This is a genomic window from Pseudomonas sp. SDO5591_S426, from assembly GCF_054070755.1.
In genome coordinates this window covers 20,458-45,663 of the sequence record NZ_JBSVXD010000016.1, presented here as the reverse complement: position 1 = coordinate 45,663, position 25,206 = coordinate 20,458, and the positions used below count along the sequence as shown (strand labels likewise).

The window sequence follows — 25,206 nt, the reverse complement described above, 5'->3', positions numbered from 1 at the left end:
TGTAGCCAGACAGATCGCATCGCGGGCAAGCTACGCTCACACAGGTTCGGTATTGATCACGAATTCGGTGATCGACTCAAGACCTGTGGGAGCTGGCTTGCCAGCGATAGGGCCAACTCGTTGATGTAGCCTGACTCAGCCCTTGAGCACCCGCGCCAGCGTCGACTTCACCTTGCCCATCCCGTCATGCAAAGCCTGCTCGATCTCGGCCATGGTAATCACTGCCGTCGACTTGCCCGCCGCCGGGTTCACCACCAGCGCCAGACAGGCGTAATCCAGTTCCAGCTCACGGGCCAATGCCGCTTCCGGCATTCCGGTCATGCCGACGATGTCGCAACCGTCACGCTCCAGACGCACGATCTCGGCCACGGTTTCCAGGCGCGGGCCCTGGGTGCAGGCATACACGCCATGACTGCTGTAACCGACGCTTTCAGCCGCCAGTGCCGCGATCAATTGCTGACGCAGTGGCTCGCTGTACGGATAGCTGAAATCGATGTGCGTGACCTGCTCCAGGTCATCGGCGAAATAGGTGTGCTGACGACCGCTGGTGTAGTCGATCAACTGATGCGGCACGCAGAAATGCCCGGTGCCCATCGCCGCATGAATACCACCCACCGCGTTGACCGCAAGAATCGCTTCGGCGCCTGCCTGTTTCAGCGCCCAGAGGTTGGCGCGGTAATTCACCTGATGCGGCGGGAAGCGGTGCGGGTGACCGTGGCGCGCGAGGAACAGCACTTCCTTGCCGGCGTACTCGCCGATCTGCACGTCGGCCGAAGGCGCGCCGTAAGGGGTGTCGACCGCCAATGACTGACGAATGCTCAGGCCTTCGAGCTGAGTCAGGCCGGTACCACCGATAATCGCGTAAACCGTCATAACGAACAGTCCTTAATCAATCAATTGAGCTTCTTTGAGCGCGCCGACAGCTGCCAGCCAGCGCGGATCCTGACGGTATTCGGTGGATGCGAACGACTGACCGCGCATCCGCGCGATTCGCTCGGAAGGCTTGACCTTCAGACGTTGGGCCGCGCTCAGGGCGAGCTCGGCAGCTGCACGATCGTTGCACACCAGCCCCATGTCACAACCGGCGGTCAAAGCCGCTTCAATGCGGCTGGCGGCATCGCCGACCACATGGGCGCCGGCCATGGACAGGTCGTCGCTGAAAATCACCCCGTCGAACTGCAATTCGCCCCGCAGGATGTCCTGCAACCAGCGACGGGAGAAACCGGCGGGTTGGGAATCGACTTGCGGGTAGATAACGTGAGCCGGCATGACGGCGGCCAGTTGCTTGCTGAGTTTGGCGAACGGCACCAGGTCGTTGGCGCGGATCTCGTCGAGGCTGCGCTCGTCGTTCGGGATCGCCACGTGGGAGTCCGCCTCGGCCCAGCCGTGACCGGGGAAATGCTTGCCGGTAGCGGCCATGCCAGCGCTGTTCATGCCGCGAATGAACGCACCCGCCAGTAGCGCTGCACGCTCAGGATCGCCTTCGAACGAACGGGTGCCGACCACGGCGCTGCGCTGATAATCGAGATCAAGGACCGGGGCGAAGCTCAGGTCCAGGCCAACAGCGAGCACTTCGGTGGCCATGATCCAGCCACACTGTTCGGCCAGGTACTCGGCGTTCGGATTATCGGCAATCGCACGCATCGCCGGCAACCGCACAAAACCCTGACGCAGACGCTGAACCCGCCCGCCTTCCTGGTCCACCGCCAACAGCAGATCGGGGCGAATGGCGCGAATCGATGCGCTCAACTCGCGGACCTGACGCGGGTGTTCGATGTTGCGGGCAAAAATGATCAGGCCGCCCACTTCGGGTTGGCGCAACAATTGGCGATCTTCGGCCGTCAGCCAGGTACCGGCGACGTCCACCATCAACGAGCCTTGCAGGCCAGAAGTCATAGAGATTCCTTGATAACGATAAATCCGGCTCGCACCGATACGCCGCCAAGGGCTATGCCCGGCAGGTCGGCGATATGAATTGGGAGCGGATTAGAAACGAGAGTCGGCATGGGCGGCTAGCTTAGCGGATGTAAGCTGCCGCGCCCACCCGTGCGCGGTCAAACCTTGGCGGCAACCGGTGTCGATTTGCTACGAGGACGCAACTGCGCGGCAGCCATGGCCGTGTCGGTGACACCGGACTCTGCACGCATGCCGGCCGCGAGGAACGGCACCATCAGACGCATGACCTGCTCGATGGAGGTGTTAACCCCGAAGTCAGTCTCGGCAATCGCACGCAACGCCTTGATGCCGGACATGCTGAACGCCGCCGCACCGAGCATGAAGTGCACACGCCAGAACAATTCGATTGGAGGAATTCGCGGTGCGGCTTCGTTGACCAGCATCATGTAGCGGCGAAATACCTTGCCGTACATGTCTTCCAGATAACGACGCAAATGCCCTTGGCTCTGACTGAAGGCCAGCCCCAGCAGGCGCATGAAGATAGATAAGTCGTTGCCGCTACGCGGCTGAACCACCAGTGCCTGCTCGACGAGGATCTCCAGCAGTTCTTCGAGCGAGGGCTTGATTTCAGGCTTGGCCTGGCGCCGTTCCAGCTCTTTATCGAGGCTGATGCAGAATGGCCCGAGGAATCGTGAGAAGACTGCCTGGATCAGCGCCTTCTTCGAACCGAAGTGATAGTTCACCGCCGCCAGATTGACACCGGCCTTGCTGGTGATCAAACGCAATGAGGTTTCAGCGAAACCTTTTTCCGCGAACAACTGCTCGGCAGCATCAAGAATGCGTTCAACGGTTTCCGACTGGGCCATGGCTACTCCGCCTGACAAACACTTGTTTGAAACATACGTTTCAGCCTGTGCCTTGTCAAGCCTGGCAGTTCGTTTTGGGAATGGTCAGTCAGACATTTAACCATACAACCGCAAAGCTTCCATCAGCAGGCTGATCGACCGTCTGGCGGCCGGCAAAAAAACGGGCATTGCCAAGACCGCTTCACTGTATATAATCCCAGTCACTGTATAAAAAAACAGAGCGATCAATATGCTAAAGCTGACGCCACGCCAAGCCGAGATTCTGGCCTTCATCAAACGCTGCCTGGAAGACAACGGCTACCCTCCGACCCGTGCGGAAATCGCTCAGGAACTGGGTTTCAAATCGCCCAACGCGGCGGAAGAACATCTCAAGGCACTGGCCCGCAAGGGCGCGATCGAAATGACCCCGGGCGCATCCCGCGGAATTCGCATCCCGGGCTTCGAAGCCAAGGCCGATGACTCCACCTTGCCGATCATTGGTCGAGTGGCGGCCGGCGCGCCGATCCTCGCCCAGCAACACGTTGAAGAGTCCTGCAACATCAATCCTGCTTTCTTCCATCCACGCGCTGACTATCTGCTGCGGGTGCACGGCATGAGCATGAAGGACGTGGGTATTTTCGACGGTGACCTGCTGGCCGTCCATACCACCCGCGAGGCCCGCAATGGCCAGATCGTGGTTGCGCGGATCGGCGACGAAGTGACCGTCAAGCGTTTCAAGCGTGACGGCAGCAAGGTCTGGCTGATTGCCGAAAACCCGGATTTCGCCCCTATCGAAGTAAATCTTAAAGATCAGGAACTAGTGATCGAAGGCTTGAGCGTTGGCGTGATTCGCCGCTAAAGGAGGCTTTATGCAGTTCCCACACACATCACAGCAAGCCCAACTGCCACTGCTGTTCGAGGCATTCCTGGCGCCAATGGCGCCGATTCTGAAGGAAGTGGTCGAGTCGCCCTGGAGCGCCGAACCCGAGGTTTTCAGTGAATTGTCTCTGCGTGGTGCAGCCGGGAACTGCCTGAACCTTCTGGCTCCAATCCTCCGGGAATTGAGCGACGATCAAGACGCGCGCTGGCTGACACTGATCGCCCCACCTGCCAGCCTGACCCAGACCTGGTTACGGGATGCCGGCCTCAATCGCGAACGCATTCTGATACTGCAACCACGCGGAACCCAGAGTGCCCAGCAATTGACCTGCGAAGCCCTTCGTCTCGGTCGCAGTCACACGGTCGTCAGCTGGCTCAACCCGCTGAGCACTACTTCGCGGCAACAGCTAGTCAGCGCCGCCCGGACCGGGGACGCACAAAGCCTGAATATTCGATTGGGTTAAGGGTGCACGCTGAACAACGCAGGGCTTCTCAAAGGATAGAGAAGCCGATCTGGAGCGGTAGTGGATAAATTCGACGGACGGGTATCAATGAAGAACCCGTGAACCCTCTTCCTTCTCAAATTCACCTTCAACCAAGCGTCCGGCCATCTGAACGCCGACGCTCAACATCGCTTTGGCGACTTCGACATGCTGACCTTGCAGGAATGCTTTGGCGTCCTCGGAGAAATCCAAAGTAACCAGAGAACCCTCGTCCTCAGCCCTACGCAGCTCGATACGGCCGTCTGGCAACTCGACAATTTCTAGAAAGGACGTTGGCATAAAGGTTTGTTCTCCACGAAAGGCGGGGATTATATAGGCATCAGCCAGGCTTCGCTCGGGATCTTGACCAGATGCCATCACGAAGAGAAATTTCTGACAACACTCTTCCCTGAACGGACAGCCTTGTAGGCCATCCGTTAAAACATTCCCTATTTCAGCACTCGTTCAAGCCTTCGCGAAAGCGGATCGCCAGGCTTTTGAGGTTCTGACGCCAGCTCTCCAGCTCCTCACGACTCAGCTCTTGGGACGCCTCTTCTTCGTCCAGATTTACCGCCACGATCAGCGGCTGTGTCACGTCACCTTTAGGCTTGCGCGGCGCCCTTGGTGGCTGAAACAGCGCAGCATTAGCCGCCAGCAGCTTGGCAAGCCAGGTTTCCGGATTGTTGGCGAGTTCAACCATCTCGGCCATTTCAGGAATGGCGATGCTGTCCAGCACTTCGCGAGTCAGCAGAGATTCCGCCCGGGCCGCATTGGCCTGAGGCAAACGATAGAATCCGGCGATTTCGTGACACAGCCCCAGCACCGCGCCGTACAGGTGAAACAACGCCGATTCGCGGCTAGCCTGAATCAGCGCCAGGGAATTCATCGCCCGTCCCTCTTCAGCCTTGGCGAGCGCTTCCAGCGACAGGCCGGCGAAATAAATCTTCTGGTTGGTACGGGTATAGAGTTCGTGGGCCATGACGGCAGCCTCCACAGCGAAATAATTGCTTCACACAGGTCGGACAGTGTCGTGGATCACCCGATCTGATCGCAAGCCCTCCTTTTTACAGGAGCACCAAAAAGGCCGCATGAAAACCCCAAGGGTTGTCATGCGGCCTTTTCAGTTACCGCGACGCTTTAAGCCTTCGCAGCTGGACGCTTGTCTTCAACGGTCCACTTGCCGCCGTCGTAATACGCTTTCCAGCCAGTCGGCTTGCCGTCGACTTCGGTCTGCACGTATTGCTCTTTGGTCTTGCGGCTGTAACGGATCACAGCCGGGAGGCCGTCCGGATCTTTCTTCGGTGCTTCACAGAGGAAGTGGTACTTCGGATCGATCTCATCCTTGTGCGGGATGATTTCCATGACCAGCGGCGCACGGGTCTCGCGGTTTTTCGGGAACTGGCTGGCCGCCAGGAACAGGCCGGAAGCACCATCGCGCAGGATGTAGGTGTCGTTGACCTTTTCGCATTTCAGCTCAGGCATCTTCACCGGGTCCATCTTCGGCGGCGCCGCATCACCGCTCTTCAGCAGTTTGCGGGTGTTCTTGCAGGTGGGATTGGTGCAACCGAAGAACTTGCCGAAACGGCCGGTCTTGAGCTGCATTTCGCTGCCACACTTGTCGCACTCCAGGCTCGGACCTTCGTAGCCTTTGATGCGATAGGTGCCCTCTTCGATTTCGTAGCCATCGCAATCCGGGTTGTTACCGCAGATGTGCAACTTGCGCTTCTCATCGAGCAGGTAGGCATCCATCGCCGTGCTGCAGATCGGGCAGCGATGCTTGCCACGCAATACCAGCGACTCCGACTCACCCTCGTCGTCCGCGGCGATTTCGTCGCCTGGTACGAGGTTGACGGTCGCCTTGCAGCGTTCTTTCGGTGGCAGGCTGTAGCCGGAGCAACCGAGGAACACGCCGGTCGACGCGGTACGAATCTGCATCGGACGGCCGCAAGTCGTACACGGAATGTCGGTCATTACCGGCTGGTTGGCACGCATGCCACTTTCCGGACTTTCGGCTACTTCGAGCTTCTTCTTGAAGTCGCCGTAAAATTCGTCGAGCACGTTTTTCCAGTCGCGTTCGCCCTGGGCCACGTCATCGAGATGTTCTTCCATGCCGGCGGTGAAGCCGTAGTCCATCAGATTGGAGAAGCTTTCGGACAGGCGCTCGGTAACGATGTCGCCCATCTTTTCCGAATAGAAACGACGGTTGTGCAGCGCCACATAGCCGCGGTCCTGGATGGTCGAAATGATCGCTGCGTAGGTCGAAGGACGACCGATGCCGCGTTTTTCCATTTCTTTTACCAGGCTGGCTTCCGAGTAACGCGCCGGCGGCTTGGTGAAGTGCTGGGTCGGATCAAGCTTGATCAGCTTCATCGCGTCGCCCTGGGCCATGTCCGGCAGTACATCGTCATCGCCCGGCTTGGCGATTTGCGGCATGACGCGGGTATAACCGTCGAACTTCAGGATGCGGCCCTTGGCGCGCAGCTCGAAATCGCCGGCACCGACAGTGACGGTGGTCGACAGATATTGTGCCGGCAGCATCTGGCAAGCGAGGAACTGGCGCCAGATCAGCTCGTAGAGGCGCTCTGCGTCACGCTCCATGCCCGACAGCTTGCTTGGCTCGGTATTGGCGTCGGAAGGACGAATCGCTTCGTGAGCCTCTTGTGCGCCTTCCTTGCTGCTGTAGACGTTCGGGTTTTCCGGCAGGTACTTCTTGCCGAACTCGCCTTCAATATAAGTACGCGCCATCGCCACGGCATCAACCGAGAGGTTGGTCGAGTCGGTACGCATGTAAGTGATGTAGCCGGCTTCGTACAGACGCTGGGCCATCATCATGGTTTTCTTCACACCGAAGCCCAGGCGGTTGCTCGCGGCCTGTTGCAGGGTGGAAGTGATGAACGGTGCCGACGGCTTGCTGCTGGTCGGTTTGTCTTCGCGCTTGACGATGCTGTAGCTGGAAGCCTTGAGCTTCTCCAGCGCGGCCATCGCCTGGGCTTCGTTGAGCGGTTTGAACGCTTCGCCCTTCTCGCGAGCCACGTCGAAACGCACGGTCGCGCCTTTGGCGGTGCCGAGGTCGGCGTGCACTTCCCAGTACTCTTCCGGGATGAACGCGCGAATTTCACGCTCACGCTCAACCACCAGCTTCACGGCAACCGATTGCACACGGCCAGCGGACAGGCCACGGGCGATCTTGGCCCACAGCAGCGGCGAAACCATGTAACCCACGACGCGGTCGAGGAAACGACGCGCCTGCTGGGCGTTGACGCGATCGATATCCAGCTCGCCTGGTTTGGAGAAGGCTTCCTGAATCGCCTTCTTGGTGATTTCGTTGAACACCACGCGCTTGTAGCGGGTGTCGTCACCACCGATGGCTTCGCGCAGGTGCCAGGCAATGGCTTCCCCCTCGCGGTCCAAGTCGGTTGCGAGATAGATGGTGTCAGCATCTTTGGCGAGCCGGCGCAGCTCTTCGATGACCTTTTCCTTGCCCGGGAGGATCTCGTACTTGGCTTTCCAGCCATGATCCGGATCGACCCCCATGCGCGCGACCAGCTGCTTGCGCGCCTTTTCTTTAGGCGACAAGGCCGGCGCTTCGCCCGCAGCAGCCTTGCCGCGCTTGGCGGCTGGCTCTTTGCTGGCGCTAGCCGAACCGCTGGTGGGCAGGTCTCGGATATGGCCGATACTCGACTTCACCACGTATTCGTTGCCCAAATACTTGTTGATGGTCTTGGCCTTAGCCGGGGATTCCACAATGACCAGCGATTTGCCCATGGATCAGAAAATTCCTGAATTCGAGAAGTGAAAGGCGGTTGGCGCCTGACGCGGCACCGCTATATATAGTGGCAACAAGATGAGGTCAAGCGCGGGGGTTAGCGCGAACTCAGCTTATGGCTTGGTAAAAAGGCTTTCTTCGACCTGCACCAAAGCAAAGCGTGGCACCTGTTCGCCGTCAACTTCGACTGACTCCAGGAACATGCTCAAGGGACGTACCCAAAAGCCGTAATCGCCATACAGGGCTTGGTAGAAGACCACTTCTTCTTCGGTTTCCGAATGCCGCGCAACACTGAATACGCGGTACTGCGGACCTTTGTAATGTTGGTAGAGCCCTGGTTGTATCGGCATGCTTTGGCCCTCACTCAAATTTTTTCAAAATAAAAACAAAAATAAATCCGGAAAAACAAAAACCGGGGCACTTGGCCCCGGCTTCCATCGACGAAACGCTTAAACGCGTTCGAAGACGGTGGAGATACCTTGGCCGAGACCAATGCACATGGTGGCTACCCCGAGGTTGCCGCCATTTTGCTTCATCACGTTGAGCAAAGTGCCGGAGATACGCGCACCGGAGCAACCGAACGGGTGGCCCAGGGCGATCGCGCCGCCGTGCAGGTTAACCTTCTCGTTCATCTTGTCGAGCACTTTCAGATCTTTCAGCACTGGCAGGGCCTGTGCGGCGAAAGCTTCGTTGAGCTCGAAGAAGTCGATGTCGGAGATGCTCAGACCTGCGCGCTTCAATGCTTTTTGTGTGGCCGGTACTGGACCATAGCCCATGATCGCCGGGTCCACACCTGCCACTGCCATCGAGCGAATCACCGCCAGAGGCTGGATGCCCAGGTCCTGTGCACGCTGCGCCGACATCACGATCATGCACGAAGCACCATCGGTGATCTGCGACGAAGTACCGGCAGTCACGGTGCCGCCCTTCGGGTTAAACGCTGGCTTCAATGCCGCCAGGCTTTCCAGGGTGGTTTCCGGACGAATGGTTTCGTCGTAGTCGAAGGTTTTCAGGAAACCGTTCTCGTCGTAACCCTGCATCGGGATGATTTCGTCTTTGAACTTGCCTTCCACGGTCGCTTTATGGGCGAGTTGGTGGGAGCGCACGCCGAAAGCGTCCTGCTGTTCGCGAGTGATGCCGTGCATTTTGCCCAGCATTTCAGCGGTCAGGCCCATCATGCCCGAGGCTTTCGCCGCGTACAGGGACATGTGCGGGTTCGGATCGACCCCGTGCATCATGCTCACGTGGCCCATGTGCTCGACGCCGCCGACGACGAACACGTCACCGTTGCCGGTCATGATCGCTTGCGCTGCGGTGTGCAGGGCACTCATCGACGAGCCACACAGACGGCTGACGGTCTGGCCGGCCGAGGTGTGCGGGATCTGGGTCATCAGCGACGCCATGCGCGCGATGTTCCAGCCCTGCTCCAGGGTCTGGTTGACGCAGCCCCAGATCACGTCTTCGACTTCGCTCGGGTCAACCTTGACGTTGCGTTCCAGCAGTTTGCTGATCAGGTGCGCCGACATGTCTTCGGCGCGGGTGTTGCGGTGCATGCCGCCCTTGGAGCGGCCCATCGGAGTACGACCGAAGTCGACAATCACGACGTCTCTAGGATTCAAGCTCATAAGTTCACTCTCACTCTAGTTGGGGGCGCTTAACCGAAGAAGCTCTGGCCGTTTTTGGCCATTTCGCGCAGCTTCGCGGTCGGGTGGTACAGCGCGCCCAAATCAGCGTACTGGTCAGCCAGGGCAACGAACTCTGCAACACCGATCGAGTCGATGTAGCGCAGCGCACCGCCACGGAATGGAGGAAAACCAATACCGTAGACCAGACCCATGTCGGCTTCGGCAGCGGTTTCGACGATGCCGTCTTCCAGGCAGCGCACGGTTTCCAGGCACAGCGGGATCATCATCCAGTTGATGATGTCTTCGTCGGTGACTTCACGCTGTTCAAAGACGATTGGCTTGAGCACTTCCAGCACCGAAGGATCGGCCACTTTCTTCTGCTTGCCCTTCTTGTCGGTCTCGTAGGCGTAGAAGCCCTTGCCGTTCTTCTGACCCAGGCGCTTGGCTTCGTAGAGCACGTCAACGGCCGAGCGACGGTCGTCCTTCATGCGGTCCGGGAAACCTTCAGCCATCACGTCACGACCGTGGTGACCGGTGTCGATGCCAACCACGTCCATCAGGTACGCCGGGCCCATCGGCCAGCCGAATTTTTCCATGATCTTGTCGATACGGACGAAGTCCACACCGGCGCTGACCAGCTTGGCGAAACCGCCGAAGTACGGGAACAGTACGCGGTTGACCAGGAAGCCCGGGCAGTCGTTGACGACGATCGGGTTCTTGCCCATTTTCTTGGCGTAGGCAACGGTGGTGGCAACCGCCAGCTCGCTGGACTTCTCGCCACGGATCACTTCCACCAGCGGCATCATGTGCACCGGGTTGAAGAAGTGCATGCCGACGAAGTTTTCCGGACGCTTGAGGGCTTTGGCCAGCAAGGTGATGGAAATGGTCGAGGTGTTGGACGCGAGGATGGTGTCCTCTTTGACCTTGTCTTCGACTTCAGCCAGTACGGCTTGCTTGACCTTAGGGTTCTCGACGACGGCTTCAACCACCAGGTCAACGTGACCGAAATCACCGTAGGACAGGGTTGGACGGATGCCGTTGAGCACTTCAGCCATTTTCGCGGCGGTCATGCGGCCTTTATCAACGCGGCCAACCAGCAGTTTGGCGGCTTCGGCCAGCCCCTGTTCGATACCGGCTTCGTTGATGTCCTTCATCAGGATCGGCGTGCCTTTGGAGGCCGACTGATAGGCGATACCGCCACCCATGATGCCGGCACCGAGTACGGCGGCCTGCTTCACGTCCTTGGCGATTTCGTCGTAGGCCTTGGCCTTTTTCTTCAGCTCCTGATCGTTCAGGAACAGACCGATCAAGCTCTGCGCGGCAGAGGTCTTGGCCAGTTTGACGAAACCTGCAGCTTCGACTTCCAGCGCCTTGTCGCGACCGAAGTTCGCGGCTTTCTGGATGGTCTTGATCGCTTCAACCGGCGCCGGGTAGTTCGGGCCAGCTTGACCTGCCACGAAACCTTTGGCGGTTTCGAAAGCCATCATTTGTTCGATGGCGTTCAGCTTCAGCTTTTCCAGCTTCGGTTGACGCTTGGCCTTGTAGTCGAACTCGCCGGAGACGGCGCGCTTGATCAGCTCAAGGGCCGCTTCCTGCAACTTCTCAGGCGCAACCACGGCATCGACGGCGCCCACTTTCAGCGCGTCTTCAGGACGGTTTTCCTTGCCGGAGGCAATCCACTCGATCGCGTTGTCGGCACCGATCAGGCGCGGCAGACGCACGGTACCGCCGAAGCCCGGGTAGATGCCCAGCTTGACTTCCGGCAGACCGATCTTGGCCTTGGTGGACATGACGCGGTAGTCCGCCGCCAGGCACATTTCCAGACCGCCACCCAAAGCGATGCCGTTGATGGCAACCACAGTCGGGACGTTGAGGTCTTCGAAATCGCTGAAAATCTTGTTGGCTTCGAGGTTGCCAGCAACAAGCTCTGCATCCGGCAGCTTGAAGTTGTCGACAAATTCGGTGATGTCGGCGCCGACGATGAAAACGTCCTTGCCACTGCTGACGATCACACCCTTGATCGAAGCATCTGCCTTGATGGTGTCTACGGCCTGACGCAGTTCGTTCAGGGTTAGACGGTTGAACTTGTTGACGGACTCACCCTTGAGGTCGAACTTCAGTTCGACGATGCCACTTTCAAGAGCCTTAACCGTGATGGCTTTACCTTCGTAAATCATCAACTGATCTCCACGATATGGAAGCTGAACAGTACACGTCGGACGCAGGCGAATGGCTGGCAGGACGTCAATCGTCAATGCTACGCCAATCCACCCGGCACACCCGCCAACGCGATAGTCGGGATTCTGTAGGAGCGGTCTGAAATACAAACGCTCAATTCATACGCCCGTTTGATTTGGGTACGCCACCTTCACGGAATTTCCGGCAATTGTCAATCGCCCAAAATGCGGGTTGCAACGCGACTTTGCGGTCACTTCCGTAACGCGAAGATCTCTAACACGCGGGTGCATGTGCTGCCATTCATAGGATCAATCATTAGAAAAGTCGCCCTAATTCACGGCAGCCCGCGTTTAACGAGCTACGCTGGCGGAATCTCAGGGAAAAATTTGAACGCTTTTGGCGAATGCCCGGCGTAAGATCAGCCCACAGCGAATTACCGGCCTGCCTGGCCAACCCGCCCGATGTTGTTGTCGGGCTTTTTATTGCCCGACGTTTCGCACCCTTGCAGTGCGAAACGCGATTGATGTCATGCCAATGCTTTCAGCAGCACATCAATGTTTTGCAAAACCGCAGCTTCACCCTTCTCGCCCCAATACAAGGCGATCATCTGCTTATCGGCCTCGACCTTGTAGACGTTGTCCGGCAATTTTTCGAAATGATTGAGCAGTGCCGGATCCTCGCAGGTTTCCTGCCACTGATTGACCCACAGACCCGGTGATTTCTGCCAGTAACTCCAGCAGGCAGGCTGCGTGCCGCGTCGTGGCCGATGGTACTGCGCGCAGGGGTTCGGCGGCTCCTGACCGAGCCAGTGCGGCCATTCCTGAGGCGCAAGCTGCATGGCCAGCCCGATGCGTCGCGCCTCCATGCGCAGGGCCATCCGGCCACTCTGATGGCGAGACGGCCGCAACCATGCCAGTGGACTGAGAACCACCAGCAGGATTGACACCACTATCCAGACCGTCATATCTGTACTCCCGATTTTGAATGAGCGCATTGAGCCACTTTGGAACCAATGCGCTTGAAACCAGCCATACTTACCAATATTGCATTCCTCAGGAGGAGCACCTCATGCCCTACAACCATATTCTGGTCGCTGTAGATCTAACCGAAGAGTGCGACCCTGTAATCCACCGGGCTCGCGAGCTGTCGGTGAGCAACGGTGCGAAGCTTTCACTGGTGCACATCGTCGAACCGATGGCCATGGCCTTTGGCGGCGACGTGCCGATGGACCTGTCACAACTGCAACAACAGCAGTTCGACCAGGCCAAGGAGCGACTCGACCGCTTGATCCTGAAATATCCGGAGCTCTCCAAGGAATACAGTCACCTGACCTACGGCCAGCCACGCCAGGAGATTCACCATCTGGCCAAGGAACAGACCTGCGACCTGATCGTGGTGGGCAGCCATGGCCGACACGGCCTGGCACTGCTGCTGGGCTCCACCGCCAACGACGTCCTGCACGGTGCGCCTTGCGATGTGCTGGCGGTGCGCCTGCAAAACAAATCCTGACAGCACAAAAAAACCTGTAGGAGCTGCCGCAGGCTGCGATCCTTTGATGTTGATTTTTACAAACAAGATCAAAAGATCGCAGCCTGCGGCGGCTCCTACGAAAAGCCCGGCGCTCATCACTGAGAGCCGGGCTTTTTTATTACAGGATCAATCAGGCATCCAGTTCAGCCCAACGCTCGACCATCACGTCAAGTTCAGCCTGCAGCTGTGACAGCTGGGCGATCACCGCAGCGGTTTCGGCCGCCGGACGCAGGTAGAAACCGCCATCCGCCATCTGCGCTTCAACGGCAGCGATCTGCTGCTCCATGGCTTCGATCTGCCCTGGCAATGCTTCCAGCTCGCGCTGCAGCTTGTAGCTGAGCTTTTTCTTTGCAGGCGCTTCGACGGCTGCCGCAACTGGCGCAGGCTCGGCCTTGACCACAGCGGAGTTCAAGTCGGCCTTGCCGGATTTGCTCTCGGTCACGCCCAACAGACGCGGCGAACCGCCCTGACGCAGCCAGTCCTGATAACCGCCGACGTATTCGCGAACCTTGCCTTCGCCTTCGAAGACCAGCGTGCTGGTGACCACGTTGTCGAGGAATGCCCGGTCGTGGCTGACCATCAGTACGGTGCCGTTGAAGGTCAGCAAGACCTCTTCCAGCAGTTCGAGGGTTTCGACGTCGAGGTCGTTGGTCGGTTCGTCGAGTACCAACAGGTTCGCCGGCTTGCTGAACAGTTTGGCCAGCAACAGACGGGCACGCTCGCCACCGGACAGCGCCTTGACCGGCGTGCGGGCACGCTGCGGGCTGAACAGGAAGTCGCCGAGGTAGCTCAGCACGTGGCGGCTCTGGCCGTCGATATCGATGAAGTCGCGACCTTCGGCGACGTTGTCGATTACGGTCTTTTCCAGATCCAGCTGATGGCGCAACTGGTCGAAGTAGGCGACGTCGATCTTCGTGCCCTCTTCCACCTTGCCGCTGGTAGGTTGCAGGCCGCTGAGCATCAGCTTGAGGAGCGTGGTCTTGCCGGTGCCGTTGGCGCCGAGCAGACCGATGCGGTCGCCGCGCTGCAACACCATCGAGAAATCCTTGATCAGGAACGGCCCGCCCGGGTGAGCGAAGCTCACGTTATCGAGCACCATCACCTGTTTGCCGGACTTGTCGGCGGTTTCCAGCTGGATGTTGGCCTTGCCGGTTCGCTCACGACGCTCGCTACGCTCAACGCGCAGGGCTTTCAGAGCACGCACGCGACCTTCGTTACGGGTACGACGAGCCTTGATGCCTTGGCGAATCCACACTTCTTCCTGGGCCAGACGCTTGTCGAACAGCGCGTTGGCGGTGGCTTCGGCAGCCAGTTCGGCCTCTTTGTGCACGAGGAAACTGGCGTAGTCGCCGTTCCAGTCGATCAGGCCGCCGCGGTCCAGTTCGAGGATGCGGGTGGCGAGGTTTTGCAGGAAGGAACGGTCGTGCGTGATGAACAGCACGGCGCCCTGGAAATCTTTCAGCGCCTCTTCCAGCCAGGCGATCGCACCGATGTCCAGGTGGTTGGTCGGTTCGTCGAGCAGCAGCAGGTCCGGTTCGGAAACCAGAGCCTGGGCCAGCAGGACGCGACGACGCCAGCCGCCGGACAATTCGGCGAGGGTTTTGTCGGCCGGCAATTGCAAACGGCTGAGTGTGCTGTCGACCAGGGTCTGCAAACGCCAGCCATCGCGGGCTTCGAGGTCGTGCTGGACGTGCATCAGCTTGTCCAGGTCGGCGTCGGTGACGCAGTTCTGGCTCAAATGGTGATACTCGGCGAGCAAGGCGCCGACACCGTCCAGGCCTTCGGCCACCACGTCGAACACTGTCCGCTCGTCGGCTACCGGCAATTCTTGCGGCAATTCGCCAATCTTGAGGCCGGGTGCGCGCCAAACAGAGCCGTCATCGGGCTTCTGGTCGCCCTTGACGAGCTTCATCATGCTGGACTTGCCAGTGCCGTTGCGGCCGATGATGCACACCCGCTCTCCACGGGCGATCTGCCAGGACACCTTGTCCAACAACGGCATAGCGCCGAAAGCAAGGGACACATCGCTGAATTTGAGCAGGGTCATGAGCTTCTCCAAAAACCGGGCGCGCATTCTACCTGAATCGAGGCTTCAGAAGGCCGGCAATTTCACTGTCGAAGCACTCTGCATAACAAATGTTGCGAACTGATGCAGACAGGTCAGCAAAGCTTTCGCCTGCTGCTGGCAAAAGGCTAAGCTACGGATAATTCAGTGTGGCCATCGCCCGCACTTGTCATGTTTTTTATGCCCGGACGTCTCATGCGCAGTCGCCTCTTCAAGCTTTTGTCCTGTTTTTTACTCTCTGCCGCTGCCGTTCAAACCGCCCAAGCGGTGGACCTGTCCACTCAACGCCAGTATTACGATGAAGCCAAGCGCGCCCTGGCCAAGGGCGATAGCGGTCCTTACTTCCGTTACAGCCAGGCCTTGGCCGATTATCCGCTGGAACCGTACCTGGCGTATGACGAGCTGACCGCGCGCCTGAAAACCGCAAGCAATGCCGAAATCGAAAAATTCCTCGCCGAACATGGCGACCTGCCACAAGCCAACTGGATGAAACTGCGCTGGTTGCGCTGGCTGGCCGAGCGCGGCGATTGGGCAACATTCGTCAAGTACTACGATCCAAAAATGAATTTCACCGAGCTGGATTGCCTGAATGCGCAATACCAGATCAGCCACAATCTCAAATCCGAAGGTTACGCCAACGCCAACAAGCTCTGGCTGACCGGCAAATCGCAACCGGAGGCGTGCGACACGCTGTTCGGCATGTGGGCGGCCGACGGCCAATTGACCGAACAGAAACGCTGGGAACGCACCAAACTCGCGGCCCAGGCGCGCAATTACCCACTCGCCAACAGCCTGACCAACGGCCTGACCACCCTCGCCCCCCGCGGCCGCTTGCTGGTGGATGTAGCGCAGAACCCGGAACTGTTGAATCAGCCATCGCGCTTCACTCCGGCCGACGAACCGATGTCCGATGTGGTCAGCCTCGGCCTGCGCCGCCTCGCTCGCCAAGACCCCGACAAGGCCATGAACCTGCTGGACGGGTACGCCAGCAGCATGCATTTCTCCCGTGATGAAAAGGTCGCCATCGCCAGAGAAATCGGGCTGACGCTCGCCAAGCGTTTCGACAGCCGTGCGCTGGAGATGATGACCAAGTACGACCCGGAATTGCGCGACAACACCGTGTCCGAATGGCGATTGCGCCTGTTGTTGCGCCTGGCCCGCTGGGACGACGCCTATCAGTTGACCCGTCGCCTGCCGCAGGATCTGGCCACCACCAACCGCTGGCGCTACTGGCAGGCCCGCAGCCTGGAGCTGGCGCAACCGCAAAGCCCGGAACCGCAGACCCTCTACAAAAGCCTCGCCCGCGAACGTGACTTCTATGGATTTCTCGCGGCGGATCGTTCGCAATCCCCCTATTCGTTGAACAACAAACCGCTGGTGATGAGCCAGGCGCTGATCAATAAAGTGCGCAACACCCCCGGTATACGCCGCGCTCTGGAGTTCCACGCCCGCGGGCAGATTGTCGATGGTCGACGCGAGTGGTATCACGTCAGCCGCCACTTCAGCCGTGACGAAATGGTCGCCCAGGCAAAACTGGCCTACGACCTGAAATGGTATTTCCCGGCCATTCGCACTATCAGTCAGGCGCAGTACTGGGACGATCTGGATATCCGCTTCCCGATGGCCCACCGCAACACGCTGGTACGTGAAGCGAAGAATCGCGGCTTGCATCCAAGCTGGGCGTTCGCCATCACCCGCCAGGAAAGCGCCTTCATGGACGACGCCCGCTCCAGTGTCGGCGCCAGCGGCCTGATGCAGTTGATGCCCGCCACCGCCAAGGAAACCGCGCGCAAGTTCAGCATTCCGTATGCCTCGCCGCAGCAGTTGTTCGACCCGGACAAGAATATCCAGCTCGGCGCCGCGTACCTGAGCCAGGTCCATAGTCAGTTCAACGGCAACCGCGTCCTCGCCTCCGCCGCCTACAACGCCGGCCCAGGCCGCGTGCGCCAATGGCTGCGCGGCGCGGATCACCTGAGTTTCGATGTGTGGGTTGAAAGCATCCCGTTCGACGAAACCCGCCAGTACGTGCAAAACGTCTTGTCGTACTCGGTGATCTACGGCCAGAAGCTCAACGCACCACAGCCGATCGTGGATTGGCATGAGCGGTATTTCGACGATCAGTGATCGTTGGCCTGGCGCACTGACAAAAATGCCCGCATCGACTGATGTGGGCATTTTTCGTTGCATTCAAAGCTTCTACGCCGACTTGAGTTGTGCGACAGCCTGTTTGCCAAGCTGAGTCAGGCGATACTTCTGAACCGGACTGTTTGGCGATTCTGGATGGGTCATTTCTATCAATTCGTTCGCCAATGCAGGCCTGAGATAGTTAGCCCGAAAGTTCGCCTTGTGGGCCAATCCGACGTCAGCCATCAAATCACTGATTTTGCGCGGGCCGTTACGGTGCAATGCAGAAATCAACTTCCTTACTGGGTCGCTTACTGGATCACTTACTGGATCGCTTGTTGACTCGCCGAGGACTGCCTCCTCAAGCGCAGTGCTCAGTGCTTGCAGCATGAACTCTACGAACGGAGTCGATTCAGCCAGCTGATCCGCAGCCGACAGTGCTGCGTAGTAAGCGTCCTGCTGGTCCCGAATGACCGCCTCGACTGGCAAATAAGACAAAACCGGGCGCCATTGACTGAGTATCAGTGTCTGCCAAAGACGCCCCATGCGTCCGTTGCCATCCGCGAAGGGATGGATGAACTCGAACTCGTAATGGAATACACAGCTTGTGATCAATGGATGCCAATCAGAGGCGGCAAGCCACGCCAACAAGTCATCAATCAAATGCGCAACGCGACTTGGCGGCGGCGCCATGTGGACCAGTTTGTCGCCACGGTAAATGCCCACACCGGCTCGACGAAACTGGCCAAAATCGTCAATCAATCCACCCATCAGCAACTCATGGGCTCGAAGCAAATTGACTCGACTACTCGGCTGCCAGTCCGGCATGGCTTCGTAGGCAGCGAAGGCATTACGCACTTCCTGAATTTCGCGAGGCAATCCCAGAACGCGCTGCCCCGCCAGAACAGCTGTCACTTGCTCAACGCTAAGGGTGTTGCTCTCGATGGCCAAGGACGCCTGAATCGTTCGTATCCGATTGCCACGACGCAACTGAGGAGTCTGCAGGCGTTCGTCCATAGCCGTTAGCTGACCGATCTGCTCACTGATTTCAGCGATCAGCGACAACATTTTTGAAGTCAGGGTCAACGGTGGTTGGTAACGGCTCATATCCTCATCCGGGCTCACGACTGAAGACGACATAATGCCCGAACCGGGCAGCATTCAGCAGCACCCATTCACGCAGCCTCGTGCCCATCATTGAACTGCAACGCCGCCAACCGCGCATACAACGCGTTGCTCGCGATCAGCTCTTGATGCGTGCCCACCGCCACCAGTTTGCCTTGATCCATCACGGCGATACGGTCGGCGTTTTTCACGGTGGCCAGCCGATGGGCGATGACCAGGGTCGTGCGGTTTTTCATCAGGCTCGGCAGGGCTTGCTGGATCAGGTGTTCGCTTTGGGCATCGAGGGCGCTGGTGGCTTCGTCGAGCAGCAGGATGGGTGCATCCACCAGCAGCGCTCGGGCGATGGCCAGGCGTTGGCGTTGGCCGCCGGACAAGCCGAGGCCGCCATCGCCCAGATGGGTCTGATAACCGTTGGGCATCGCTTCGATGAAGTCGTGGGCGTAGGCGATTTTTGCCGCTTCCTGGACCTCCGCCAGCGTCGCGCCCGGGTTGCCGTAGCGGATGTTTTCTTCAATGCTGCCGAAAAACAGCGCCGGGGTTTGTGAGACCAATGCGAAGCAGCGCCGCAGGTCCAGCGGATCGAGTTGGGTCAGTGGCGTGCCATCGAGCAGGATGCGGCCTTCAGCAGGGTCGTAGAAGCGCAGCAACAAGTCATACACCGTCGACTTGCCCGCGCCGGACGGTCCGACCAAGGCCAGGGTTTCGCCGGCCCTGACCGTCAGATTCAAGCCATCGACGGCAAAGCTTTCGGGACGTGACGGGTAGGAAAAACGCACGTCTTGCAGCAGCAGATCGCCCTTCACCCGCGCGGGCAAGGTCACCAGATCGGTCGTCGGTGGCAGGATGATGTTTTCCGAACGCAGCAATTCGGCGATGCGTTCCGCCGCGCCAGCCGCGCGCTGCAATTCGCCGATCACCTCACTCAAGGTGCCAAAAGCACTGCCCACGATCAAGCTGTAGAAGACAAATGCCGCAAGTTCACCGGCAGAAATTCGCCCGGCCATCACATCCATGCCGCCGACCCAAAGCATCACGCCCACGGCACCCAGCACCAGCACGATCACCAGGGTGATCAGCCAGGCCCGCTGGAAAATGCGTTTGCGCGCGGTGTTGAACGCCTCCTCCACGGTCACGGCAAAACGTTGCTCGTCCTGGACCTGGTGGTTATAGGCCTGCACGGTCTTGATCTGGCCGAGGGTTTCGGAGACATAGCTGCCGATATCGGCGATCCGGTCCTGGCTCAGGCGCGACAGGTTGCGCACCCGCCGGCCGAAAATCAGGATCGGCGCGATCACCAACGGCAAAGCGACCACCACGATGCTGGTGAGTTTGGGGTTGGTGACAAACAGCAGGACGATCCCGCCGATCACCATCAGCAAATTGCGCAAAAACAGCGACAGCGAAGAGCCGATCACCGATTGCAACAGCGTGGTGTCGGCGGTCAGCCGTGACTGGATCTCGGAGCTGCGGTTGTTTTCGTAGAAACCCGGATGCAGGTAGATCAGATGGTTGAACACTTGCCGACGGATGTCGGCAACGCAGCGTTCGCCGATCCACGAAACCAGATAAAACCGGGCAAACGTGCCGATCGCAAGACCAATCACCAGCAACATGAACAAACCGATGGACTGGTTGAGCAAATGCGGTGACTGGGTCATGAAACCCTGGTCCACCAGCAGCCGGATGCCCTGCCCCATGGACAGGGTGATGCCCGCCGTGACGATCAACGCGAGCAACGCGCCGAAAGCGTGCCAGCGATAAGGCGCGATGAAACGGCTGGCCAGGCGAATCGCGCGACGGTGACGAACAGTGAGCATGGGCATCATCCAGGATGGAGCAATAGTCAGGTTCAACCTACATCGTTCAATGGGGTGGAACTTGGTAAATCACAATGAGTCAGGTTAATTATGACCCGCAAGACTAGGTCATAGACGCTATTGGTCTAAGGTCCGGGTGGCAACGACGCGGTATTTCTGGTGGACTGGTATTGCCGCCACGGAGAGATCGCAGGGAGTTGTCACAGCCTGGTCACCTGGCGGTTCTACAGTAAGCACACACCTGATGAGGAGACAGGCCATGTCCTTGCAAAACAGCAGCGATGACAAGATTCAAGTGATCCGCACGCAGCCAGACCAGTCTCTGGGTTGCTCGATTATCGATGAACAGGGCCGCGAAGTACCGATCACTGAAGACATGATCCAGCAAGCTTGCAGCGAGCTGGAAAAGCGATTGGTCAAGCCTGCCGAACAAGAGTGATATAGCCACCGTCTTCATTGACCCGGCCCATGATGGCCGGGTTTTTTATGTCTGGAAGGCTTGCATCGTTAGAGCGTTGTCGCACCCAACGCTGCCACAATTCTCTGCAACTCAGGCGCATCCCCATCAATCCGCACCCGCAACCCATCAATCTCCCGCCGCGATGGATAGTTCTTGCGCAACACATCGAACGCCGCACGCTGCTCGCTCACACTGCCTACAAGGCTGCGGCGGAAATCCGCATCGTCGCGGCGCGGGTCGTACACGCCACGGCACAACATCGCCAGCGCCCAGGCCGGATCGCTTTCAGCGCTCAGCGACACTTGCGACAACCACGGCGCCGGCAACAAATCACTCAGGCTGACTTGGGCCGGTTGCCCGAGGAAATCGCAATACGCCTGATAGATTTGCGCCGTGCCCCGTTGCTTGCCATCGAGGCTGTAGCCGGCAATGTGCGGCGTTGCCAGCACGCAGAGTTCGGCCAGCGCCACATCGACTTCCGGCTCGCCTTCCCAGACATCGAGCACCGCTTGCAGGTCTTCGCGCTCCAACAGCACATCGCGCAAAGCGGCGTTATTGACTACCGGCCCGCGACTGGCGTTGATCAGCCAGGCGCCCGTTTTGAGTTGGTTCAGGCGTTTTTTATCGAACAGGTGCCAGGTCGATTGCGAGCCTTGCTTGGTCAGCGGCGTGTGCAGGCTGATTACGTCGCACTGCTCGATGATTTCTTCCAGGCTGACGTAATCGCCACCTTCAGCGGCTTGCCGTGGCGGGTCGCAAACCAGCACTTTCCAGCCCAGCCCTTGCAGGACCTTGACCAGTCGCCCGCCCACCTCACCCGCGCCGACCACGCCGTACGTGCGCCGGGTCAGGTCGACGCCTTCGATTTCGGCCAGGGTCAGCAGACTGCCGAGCACATAGTCGACCACGCCCCGGGCATTGCAACCCGGTGCACTGGACCAGGTGATGCCGGCCTGTTGAAAGTAATCCAGGTCCAGGTGATCGGTGCCGATGGTGCAGGTGCCGACAAAGCGCACGTTGCTGCCTTCGAGCAAGGCGCGGTTGACGTTAGTCACTGAGCGCACCAGCAATACATCGGCCTGTTCGACGGTGGCGCGGTCGATGTAGCGTCCCGGCACCCGGCGGATTTCACCGAAACCCTCGAAGAAGGCATCAAGCAGGGGGATATTTTCGTCGGCAACAATCAGCATGGCAGGCTCCTTTGGCGGATCGGCAGTGTAGGCGTAGATGACGCATCGCGCCTAGCACGGTGCTGGCAACTGATTACAAATCCCCAACACTGGTCTTTTCCTGACCACTGCGTCAACGCGTAGAATGCGCGCCTGTGCATCAAAACCCTTTTGGACGTTTTGCCCTTGAATTCTGTGACTGACCGCCCCGCTACTCTTTCCCTCACCCGCCCGGCCCGGGTTCGCCTGGAGCTGAAAAATCTGCTCGGCCTGGCGCTGCCGATCATGATCGCGCAACTGGCGACCACGGCGATGGGGTTCGTCGACGCGGTGATGGCGGGCCGATTCAGTTCTCGGGACCTCGCGGCAGTTGCCTTGGGCAACTCGATCTGGGTCCCGGTGTTTCTGCTGATGACCGGCACCCTGCTGGCCACCACGCCGAAAGTCGCCCAACGCTTCGGCGCCGGCACCCACAGCGAAATCGGCCCGATCGTGCGGCAAGCGTTGTGGCTGGCGCTGGTCGTGGGGTTGATCGCGACCGGCATGCTGTTGAGCGCCGAACCGATCTTGCACCTGATGAAGGTCGACCCCGAACTGATCGGCCCGTGCATGCAATACCTGCACGGCATTGCCAGTGGCCTTCCTGCCACGGCTTTTTACTGCGTATTGCGCTGCTTCAGTGATGGTCTGGGGCGAACACGGCCGGCGATGGTGTTGGGCCTGTGCGGCCTGGCGCTGAATATTCCGTTGAACTACATCTTCATCTATGGCCACTTCGGCGTACCGGCCATGGGCGGCGTCGGCTGCGGTTGGGCCACAGCGATCGTGATGTGGGTGATGAGCCTGGGACTGGCCGGTTGGGAACGCTGGGCGCCGGCCTATCAGTCGAGCCAATTGTTCAGCCGCTTTGACTGGCCGCAGTGGTCGGTCATCAAGCGGCTGCTGGGGATCGGTTTACCTATCGGCATCGCCGTGTTCGCCGAGTCGAGCATCTTTGCCGTGATCGCGCTGTTGATTGGCAGCCTGGGGGCGACCGTGGTAGCCGGGCATCAGATTGCCCTGAACGTCAGCTCGCTGGTGTTCATGATTCCTTATTCTCTGGGCATGGCCGTGACGGTGCGCGTCGGTCAGGCGTTGGGCCGTGAAGAGCCGCGCGAAGCGCGTTTTGCCGCGGGCGTCGGTATGGGTACTGCACTGGCCTATGCCTGCCTGTCGGCGAGCATGATGTTGCTGATGCGCGAGCCTATCGCCGCGATCTACACCGCTGACCCGACGGTGATCCATATTGCGGCGATGCTGATCGTGTACTCGGCGCTGTTCCAGTTTTCCGACGCGATTCAGGTGACAGCAGCCGGCGCCCTACGCGGGTATCAGGACACTCGCGTGACAATGATCCTGACCCTGTTCGCCTATTGGGGTATCGGCCTGCCGGTGGGTTACGCCCTCGGCCTGACGGACTGGCTTGGAGAGCCCCGTGGCCCGAGCGGCTTGTGGCAAGGCCTGATCGTGGGTTTGAGCTGTGCGGCGTTGATGCTGTCAATCCGCCTGACGCGCAGTGCGCGCAAACGGATTCGCATGAGCCGCTCGGCGGAATAACCGAACAAAAAAAAGACCTGCTTTTGCAGGTCTTTTTTTTTGCGGCCTGTTAATCGAACTTCTTGCGAATCCAGTACAGATAGGTGCCGGCGTCTTCGTGTTGCGCCACCAGCTCATGGTCAAGAAACACGCAGAACTTGGGGATGTCGCGACGGGTCGACGGGTCGGTCGCGATCACCTTGAGCAGGCCACCGGGTGCCAGGTCACGGATATGCTGGTGCAGCATCATCACTGGCTCAGGGCAATTGAGGCCGGTGGCGTCGAGGGTGCCGTCAACCGGCGTATCAAGCATTTCACTCATGATCAACTCCTGAAACTTGCCGGCATTGTCGCGCATTGCCACCGCTCTTAACAAATTACCCGACACAACACCGCCCCTGTAGGAGCTGCAGGCTGCGATCTTTTGATTCTGCTTTATGAAGTCAAGAGCAAAGTCAAAAGATCGCAGCCTGCGGCAGCTCCTACAGGGGACCAGTCCATCAGCGGGACTTGGGTTTCTTAACGTCCAATCGGCGCAGATGGCAGGTCACTTCTTCGCGGTCGTGGTACAGCTGTTTACAGCCGATCTCGACCTTGATGCCCCGGGCCTTGAAGCCATCAGAGATGCGCTCCAGCAATCGCTTCACTTCGGCATAACGCTGCTTCATCGGCAACTTCAGGTTGACCACCGCTTCGCGACAATGCCCGTCGCCGATCCACTCTTCCAGCATCGCGGCGTTGCGCGCCGGTTTCTCGACGATGTCGCAGACCATCCAGTCCACCGGCTGCTTGGGCTTGAAGGTGAAGCCATCGGCCATCAAGTGCTGCACCAGACCAGTGTCCATCAGGCTTTCGGCCATCGGGCCGTTGTCGATAGCCGTTACCAGCATGCCGCGGTTGACCAGTTGCCAAGTCCAGCCACCCGGCGCAGCGCCGAGGTCGACGCCGGTCATGTCGCTGTGCAGGCGTTCGTCCCACTGGTCACGCGGGATGAAGTGGTGCCAGGCTTCTTCCAGTTTCAAGGTCGACCGGCTAGGCGCCTCACGAGGGAATTTCAAACGCGGAATTCCCATCGGCCACATCGCCGAGTTGTTCGACTCCGCCAGACCGACAAACACCTCACGACCGCTTTTGAAGGTCAGAAGAAGACGCGGTTTATGAGCATCTTCGACAAGCTTGCCGGCAGCCAGCAGCGCCTTGCGCAAATGAACTTCGAATTTCTTGCAGAAGTTCGACAGTTCCTTGCCATCGTTGGTGTCGACCATTTCCAGCCACAGGCTGCCGCACACCGGGAAATCCGCCATGTGCGCGAGGATCACGCTGATGCGGTCGGTTTCCGGCAGATCGATGAAAATGCCCCGGGCCCATTGGCGCGGGAAGATCAGTCGTTCGAAACGCTGACCACGCATCAGGCGTTCGGCGCCGTCTTCTTCGGTGCAGACAAATTCGGCGCAGGCACTGGCGGCCTTGGCCTTGGCATAACCGGCCACGTTCAGTTGTGCGGCGAGGTCGGAAATCTCGGAACAGACTTCACCTTCGAAACCTGGCCGGCAATGCATGAATAGGGTGTTCATTCTTACTCCTGGGCAGATGGCGAGACATTCAACCACTGCGCGATGCCCAAGCTTGCCCTGAAGCAAAGCCTGTCACGAAAACCGGCGCATGATAGC

The 25,206-nt window shown here is 59.1% G+C and carries 22 protein-coding genes; 6 read left to right on the top strand and 16 right to left on the bottom strand.

Translation table 11 applies throughout. The annotated features are described in order from the left end of the window. Nucleotides 1-135 precede the first annotated feature (135 nt). From ACW9JC_RS05955 to ACW9JC_RS05945, 3 genes are all read right to left on the bottom strand, one after another. Complete coding sequence (locus tag ACW9JC_RS05955; RefSeq protein ID WP_457454147.1) at nt 136-873, bottom strand: S-methyl-5'-thioinosine phosphorylase; 738 nt, start codon at nt 871-873, stop codon at nt 136-138. A 12-nt stretch (nt 874-885) separates the two neighbouring features. Continuing rightward, nucleotides 886-1,896 carry a beta-N-acetylhexosaminidase gene (nagZ, locus tag ACW9JC_RS05950; protein ID WP_457454145.1) on the bottom strand — a complete coding sequence of 337 codons (1,011 nt, stop codon included), beginning with the start codon at nt 1,894-1,896 and terminating at the stop codon, nt 886-888. A gap of 158 nt (nt 1,897-2,054) precedes the next feature. Further along, the gene (locus ACW9JC_RS05945) at nt 2,055-2,762 is read right to left on the bottom strand and encodes a TetR/AcrR family transcriptional regulator (RefSeq protein WP_416128897.1); all 708 of its coding nucleotides are present in this window, start codon (nt 2,760-2,762) and stop codon (nt 2,055-2,057) included. A 229-nt stretch (nt 2,763-2,991) separates the two neighbouring features. Between ACW9JC_RS05945 and lexA the strand changes: the two genes are divergently transcribed. Together lexA and sulA are read left to right on the top strand one after the other, a co-directional pair. Continuing rightward, complete coding sequence (gene lexA, locus ACW9JC_RS05940; RefSeq protein ID WP_338585638.1) at nt 2,992-3,600, top strand: transcriptional repressor LexA; 609 nt, start codon at nt 2,992-2,994, stop codon at nt 3,598-3,600. Nucleotides 3,601-3,610: 10 nt separating this feature from the next. After that, on the top strand, nt 3,611-4,084 hold the full coding sequence (sulA, locus tag ACW9JC_RS05935; protein WP_338585637.1) for an SOS-induced cell division inhibitor SulA: 474 nt from the start codon (nt 3,611-3,613) through the stop codon (nt 4,082-4,084). An 84-nt stretch (nt 4,085-4,168) separates the two neighbouring features. Here the strand turns inward: sulA and ACW9JC_RS05930 are convergent, their stop codons facing one another. The 7 genes from ACW9JC_RS05930 to ACW9JC_RS05900 all read right to left on the bottom strand — a co-directional run bounded on the left by ACW9JC_RS05930 (nt 4,169) and on the right by ACW9JC_RS05900 (nt 12,635). Continuing rightward, complete coding sequence (locus tag ACW9JC_RS05930; RefSeq protein ID WP_223442005.1) at nt 4,169-4,402, bottom strand: hypothetical protein; 234 nt, start codon at nt 4,400-4,402, stop codon at nt 4,169-4,171. Nucleotides 4,403-4,556: 154 nt separating this feature from the next. Next, nucleotides 4,557-5,081: a DUF6586 family protein gene (locus tag ACW9JC_RS05925; RefSeq protein WP_457454141.1), complete on the bottom strand. Its 525-nt coding sequence runs from the start codon at nt 5,079-5,081 to the stop codon at nt 4,557-4,559. 158 nt (nt 5,082-5,239) lie between these two features. Further along, entirely contained in the window at nt 5,240-7,867 is a 2,628-nt protein-coding gene (gene topA / locus ACW9JC_RS05920; protein ID WP_338585635.1) for a type I DNA topoisomerase, read from the bottom strand. Between the two features lie 114 nt (nt 7,868-7,981). Next, the gene (locus tag ACW9JC_RS05915; protein WP_075946000.1) at nt 7,982-8,218 is read right to left on the bottom strand and encodes a DUF1653 domain-containing protein; all 237 of its coding nucleotides are present in this window, start codon (nt 8,216-8,218) and stop codon (nt 7,982-7,984) included. A gap of 99 nt (nt 8,219-8,317) precedes the next feature. Next, on the bottom strand, nt 8,318-9,493 hold the full coding sequence (gene fadA, locus ACW9JC_RS05910) for an acetyl-CoA C-acyltransferase FadA (RefSeq protein WP_150701104.1): 1,176 nt from the start codon (nt 9,491-9,493) through the stop codon (nt 8,318-8,320). 29 nt (nt 9,494-9,522) lie between these two features. Continuing rightward, complete coding sequence (gene fadB / locus ACW9JC_RS05905; protein WP_338585634.1) at nt 9,523-11,670, bottom strand: fatty acid oxidation complex subunit alpha FadB; 2,148 nt, start codon at nt 11,668-11,670, stop codon at nt 9,523-9,525. Nucleotides 11,671-12,197: 527 nt separating this feature from the next. Further along, a complete protein-coding gene (locus ACW9JC_RS05900; protein ID WP_457454138.1) occupies nt 12,198-12,635 on the bottom strand; it encodes a hypothetical protein in 438 nt (145 codons plus the stop codon). A gap of 104 nt (nt 12,636-12,739) precedes the next feature. Between ACW9JC_RS05900 and ACW9JC_RS05895 the strand changes: the two genes are divergently transcribed. After that, complete coding sequence (locus ACW9JC_RS05895) at nt 12,740-13,180, top strand: universal stress protein (protein ID WP_338585632.1); 441 nt, start codon at nt 12,740-12,742, stop codon at nt 13,178-13,180. 151 nt (nt 13,181-13,331) lie between these two features. Here the strand turns inward: ACW9JC_RS05895 and ACW9JC_RS05890 are convergent, their stop codons facing one another. Further along, nucleotides 13,332-15,248 (bottom strand): ATP-binding cassette domain-containing protein, encoded by a 1,917-nt coding sequence (locus ACW9JC_RS05890; protein ID WP_457454136.1) that lies wholly within the window; start codon nt 15,246-15,248, stop codon nt 13,332-13,334. 213 nt (nt 15,249-15,461) lie between these two features. Between ACW9JC_RS05890 and ACW9JC_RS05885 the strand changes: the two genes are divergently transcribed. Further along, the gene (locus tag ACW9JC_RS05885) at nt 15,462-17,390 is read left to right on the top strand and encodes a transglycosylase SLT domain-containing protein (RefSeq protein WP_448106988.1); all 1,929 of its coding nucleotides are present in this window, start codon (nt 15,462-15,464) and stop codon (nt 17,388-17,390) included. 72 nt (nt 17,391-17,462) lie between these two features. Here the strand turns inward: ACW9JC_RS05885 and ACW9JC_RS05880 are convergent, their stop codons facing one another. Further along, nucleotides 17,463-18,497 carry a Fic family protein gene (locus ACW9JC_RS05880; protein ID WP_457454135.1) on the bottom strand — a complete coding sequence of 345 codons (1,035 nt, stop codon included), beginning with the start codon at nt 18,495-18,497 and terminating at the stop codon, nt 17,463-17,465. Between the two features lie 68 nt (nt 18,498-18,565). Next, the gene (locus ACW9JC_RS05875) at nt 18,566-20,332 is read right to left on the bottom strand and encodes an ABC transporter transmembrane domain-containing protein (RefSeq protein WP_457454133.1); all 1,767 of its coding nucleotides are present in this window, start codon (nt 20,330-20,332) and stop codon (nt 18,566-18,568) included. A gap of 259 nt (nt 20,333-20,591) precedes the next feature. On the opposite strand from ACW9JC_RS05875, the gene ACW9JC_RS05870 reads away from it, so the two are divergent. Beyond that, nucleotides 20,592-20,771 carry a PA1571 family protein gene (locus ACW9JC_RS05870; RefSeq protein WP_150701097.1) on the top strand — a complete coding sequence of 60 codons (180 nt, stop codon included), beginning with the start codon at nt 20,592-20,594 and terminating at the stop codon, nt 20,769-20,771. A 68-nt stretch (nt 20,772-20,839) separates the two neighbouring features. Here ACW9JC_RS05870 and pdxB read toward each other — a convergent pair whose 3' ends face one another. After that, nucleotides 20,840-21,982 (bottom strand): 4-phosphoerythronate dehydrogenase PdxB, encoded by a 1,143-nt coding sequence (pdxB, locus tag ACW9JC_RS05865; RefSeq protein WP_457454131.1) that lies wholly within the window; start codon nt 21,980-21,982, stop codon nt 20,840-20,842. Nucleotides 21,983-22,147: 165 nt separating this feature from the next. Here pdxB and ACW9JC_RS05860 point away from each other — a divergent pair, with 165 nt between their 5' ends. After that, nucleotides 22,148-23,557 carry an MATE family efflux transporter gene (locus ACW9JC_RS05860; RefSeq protein ID WP_457454129.1) on the top strand — a complete coding sequence of 470 codons (1,410 nt, stop codon included), beginning with the start codon at nt 22,148-22,150 and terminating at the stop codon, nt 23,555-23,557. Nucleotides 23,558-23,606: 49 nt separating this feature from the next. Here ACW9JC_RS05860 and tusA read toward each other — a convergent pair whose 3' ends face one another. Further along, a complete protein-coding gene (gene tusA, locus ACW9JC_RS05855) occupies nt 23,607-23,858 on the bottom strand; it encodes a sulfurtransferase TusA (protein ID WP_457454128.1) in 252 nt (83 codons plus the stop codon). A 178-nt stretch (nt 23,859-24,036) separates the two neighbouring features. Continuing rightward, a complete protein-coding gene (gene rlmM / locus ACW9JC_RS05850; protein WP_457454127.1) occupies nt 24,037-25,110 on the bottom strand; it encodes a 23S rRNA (cytidine(2498)-2'-O)-methyltransferase RlmM in 1,074 nt (357 codons plus the stop codon). Nucleotides 25,111-25,206: the final 96 nt, after the last annotated feature.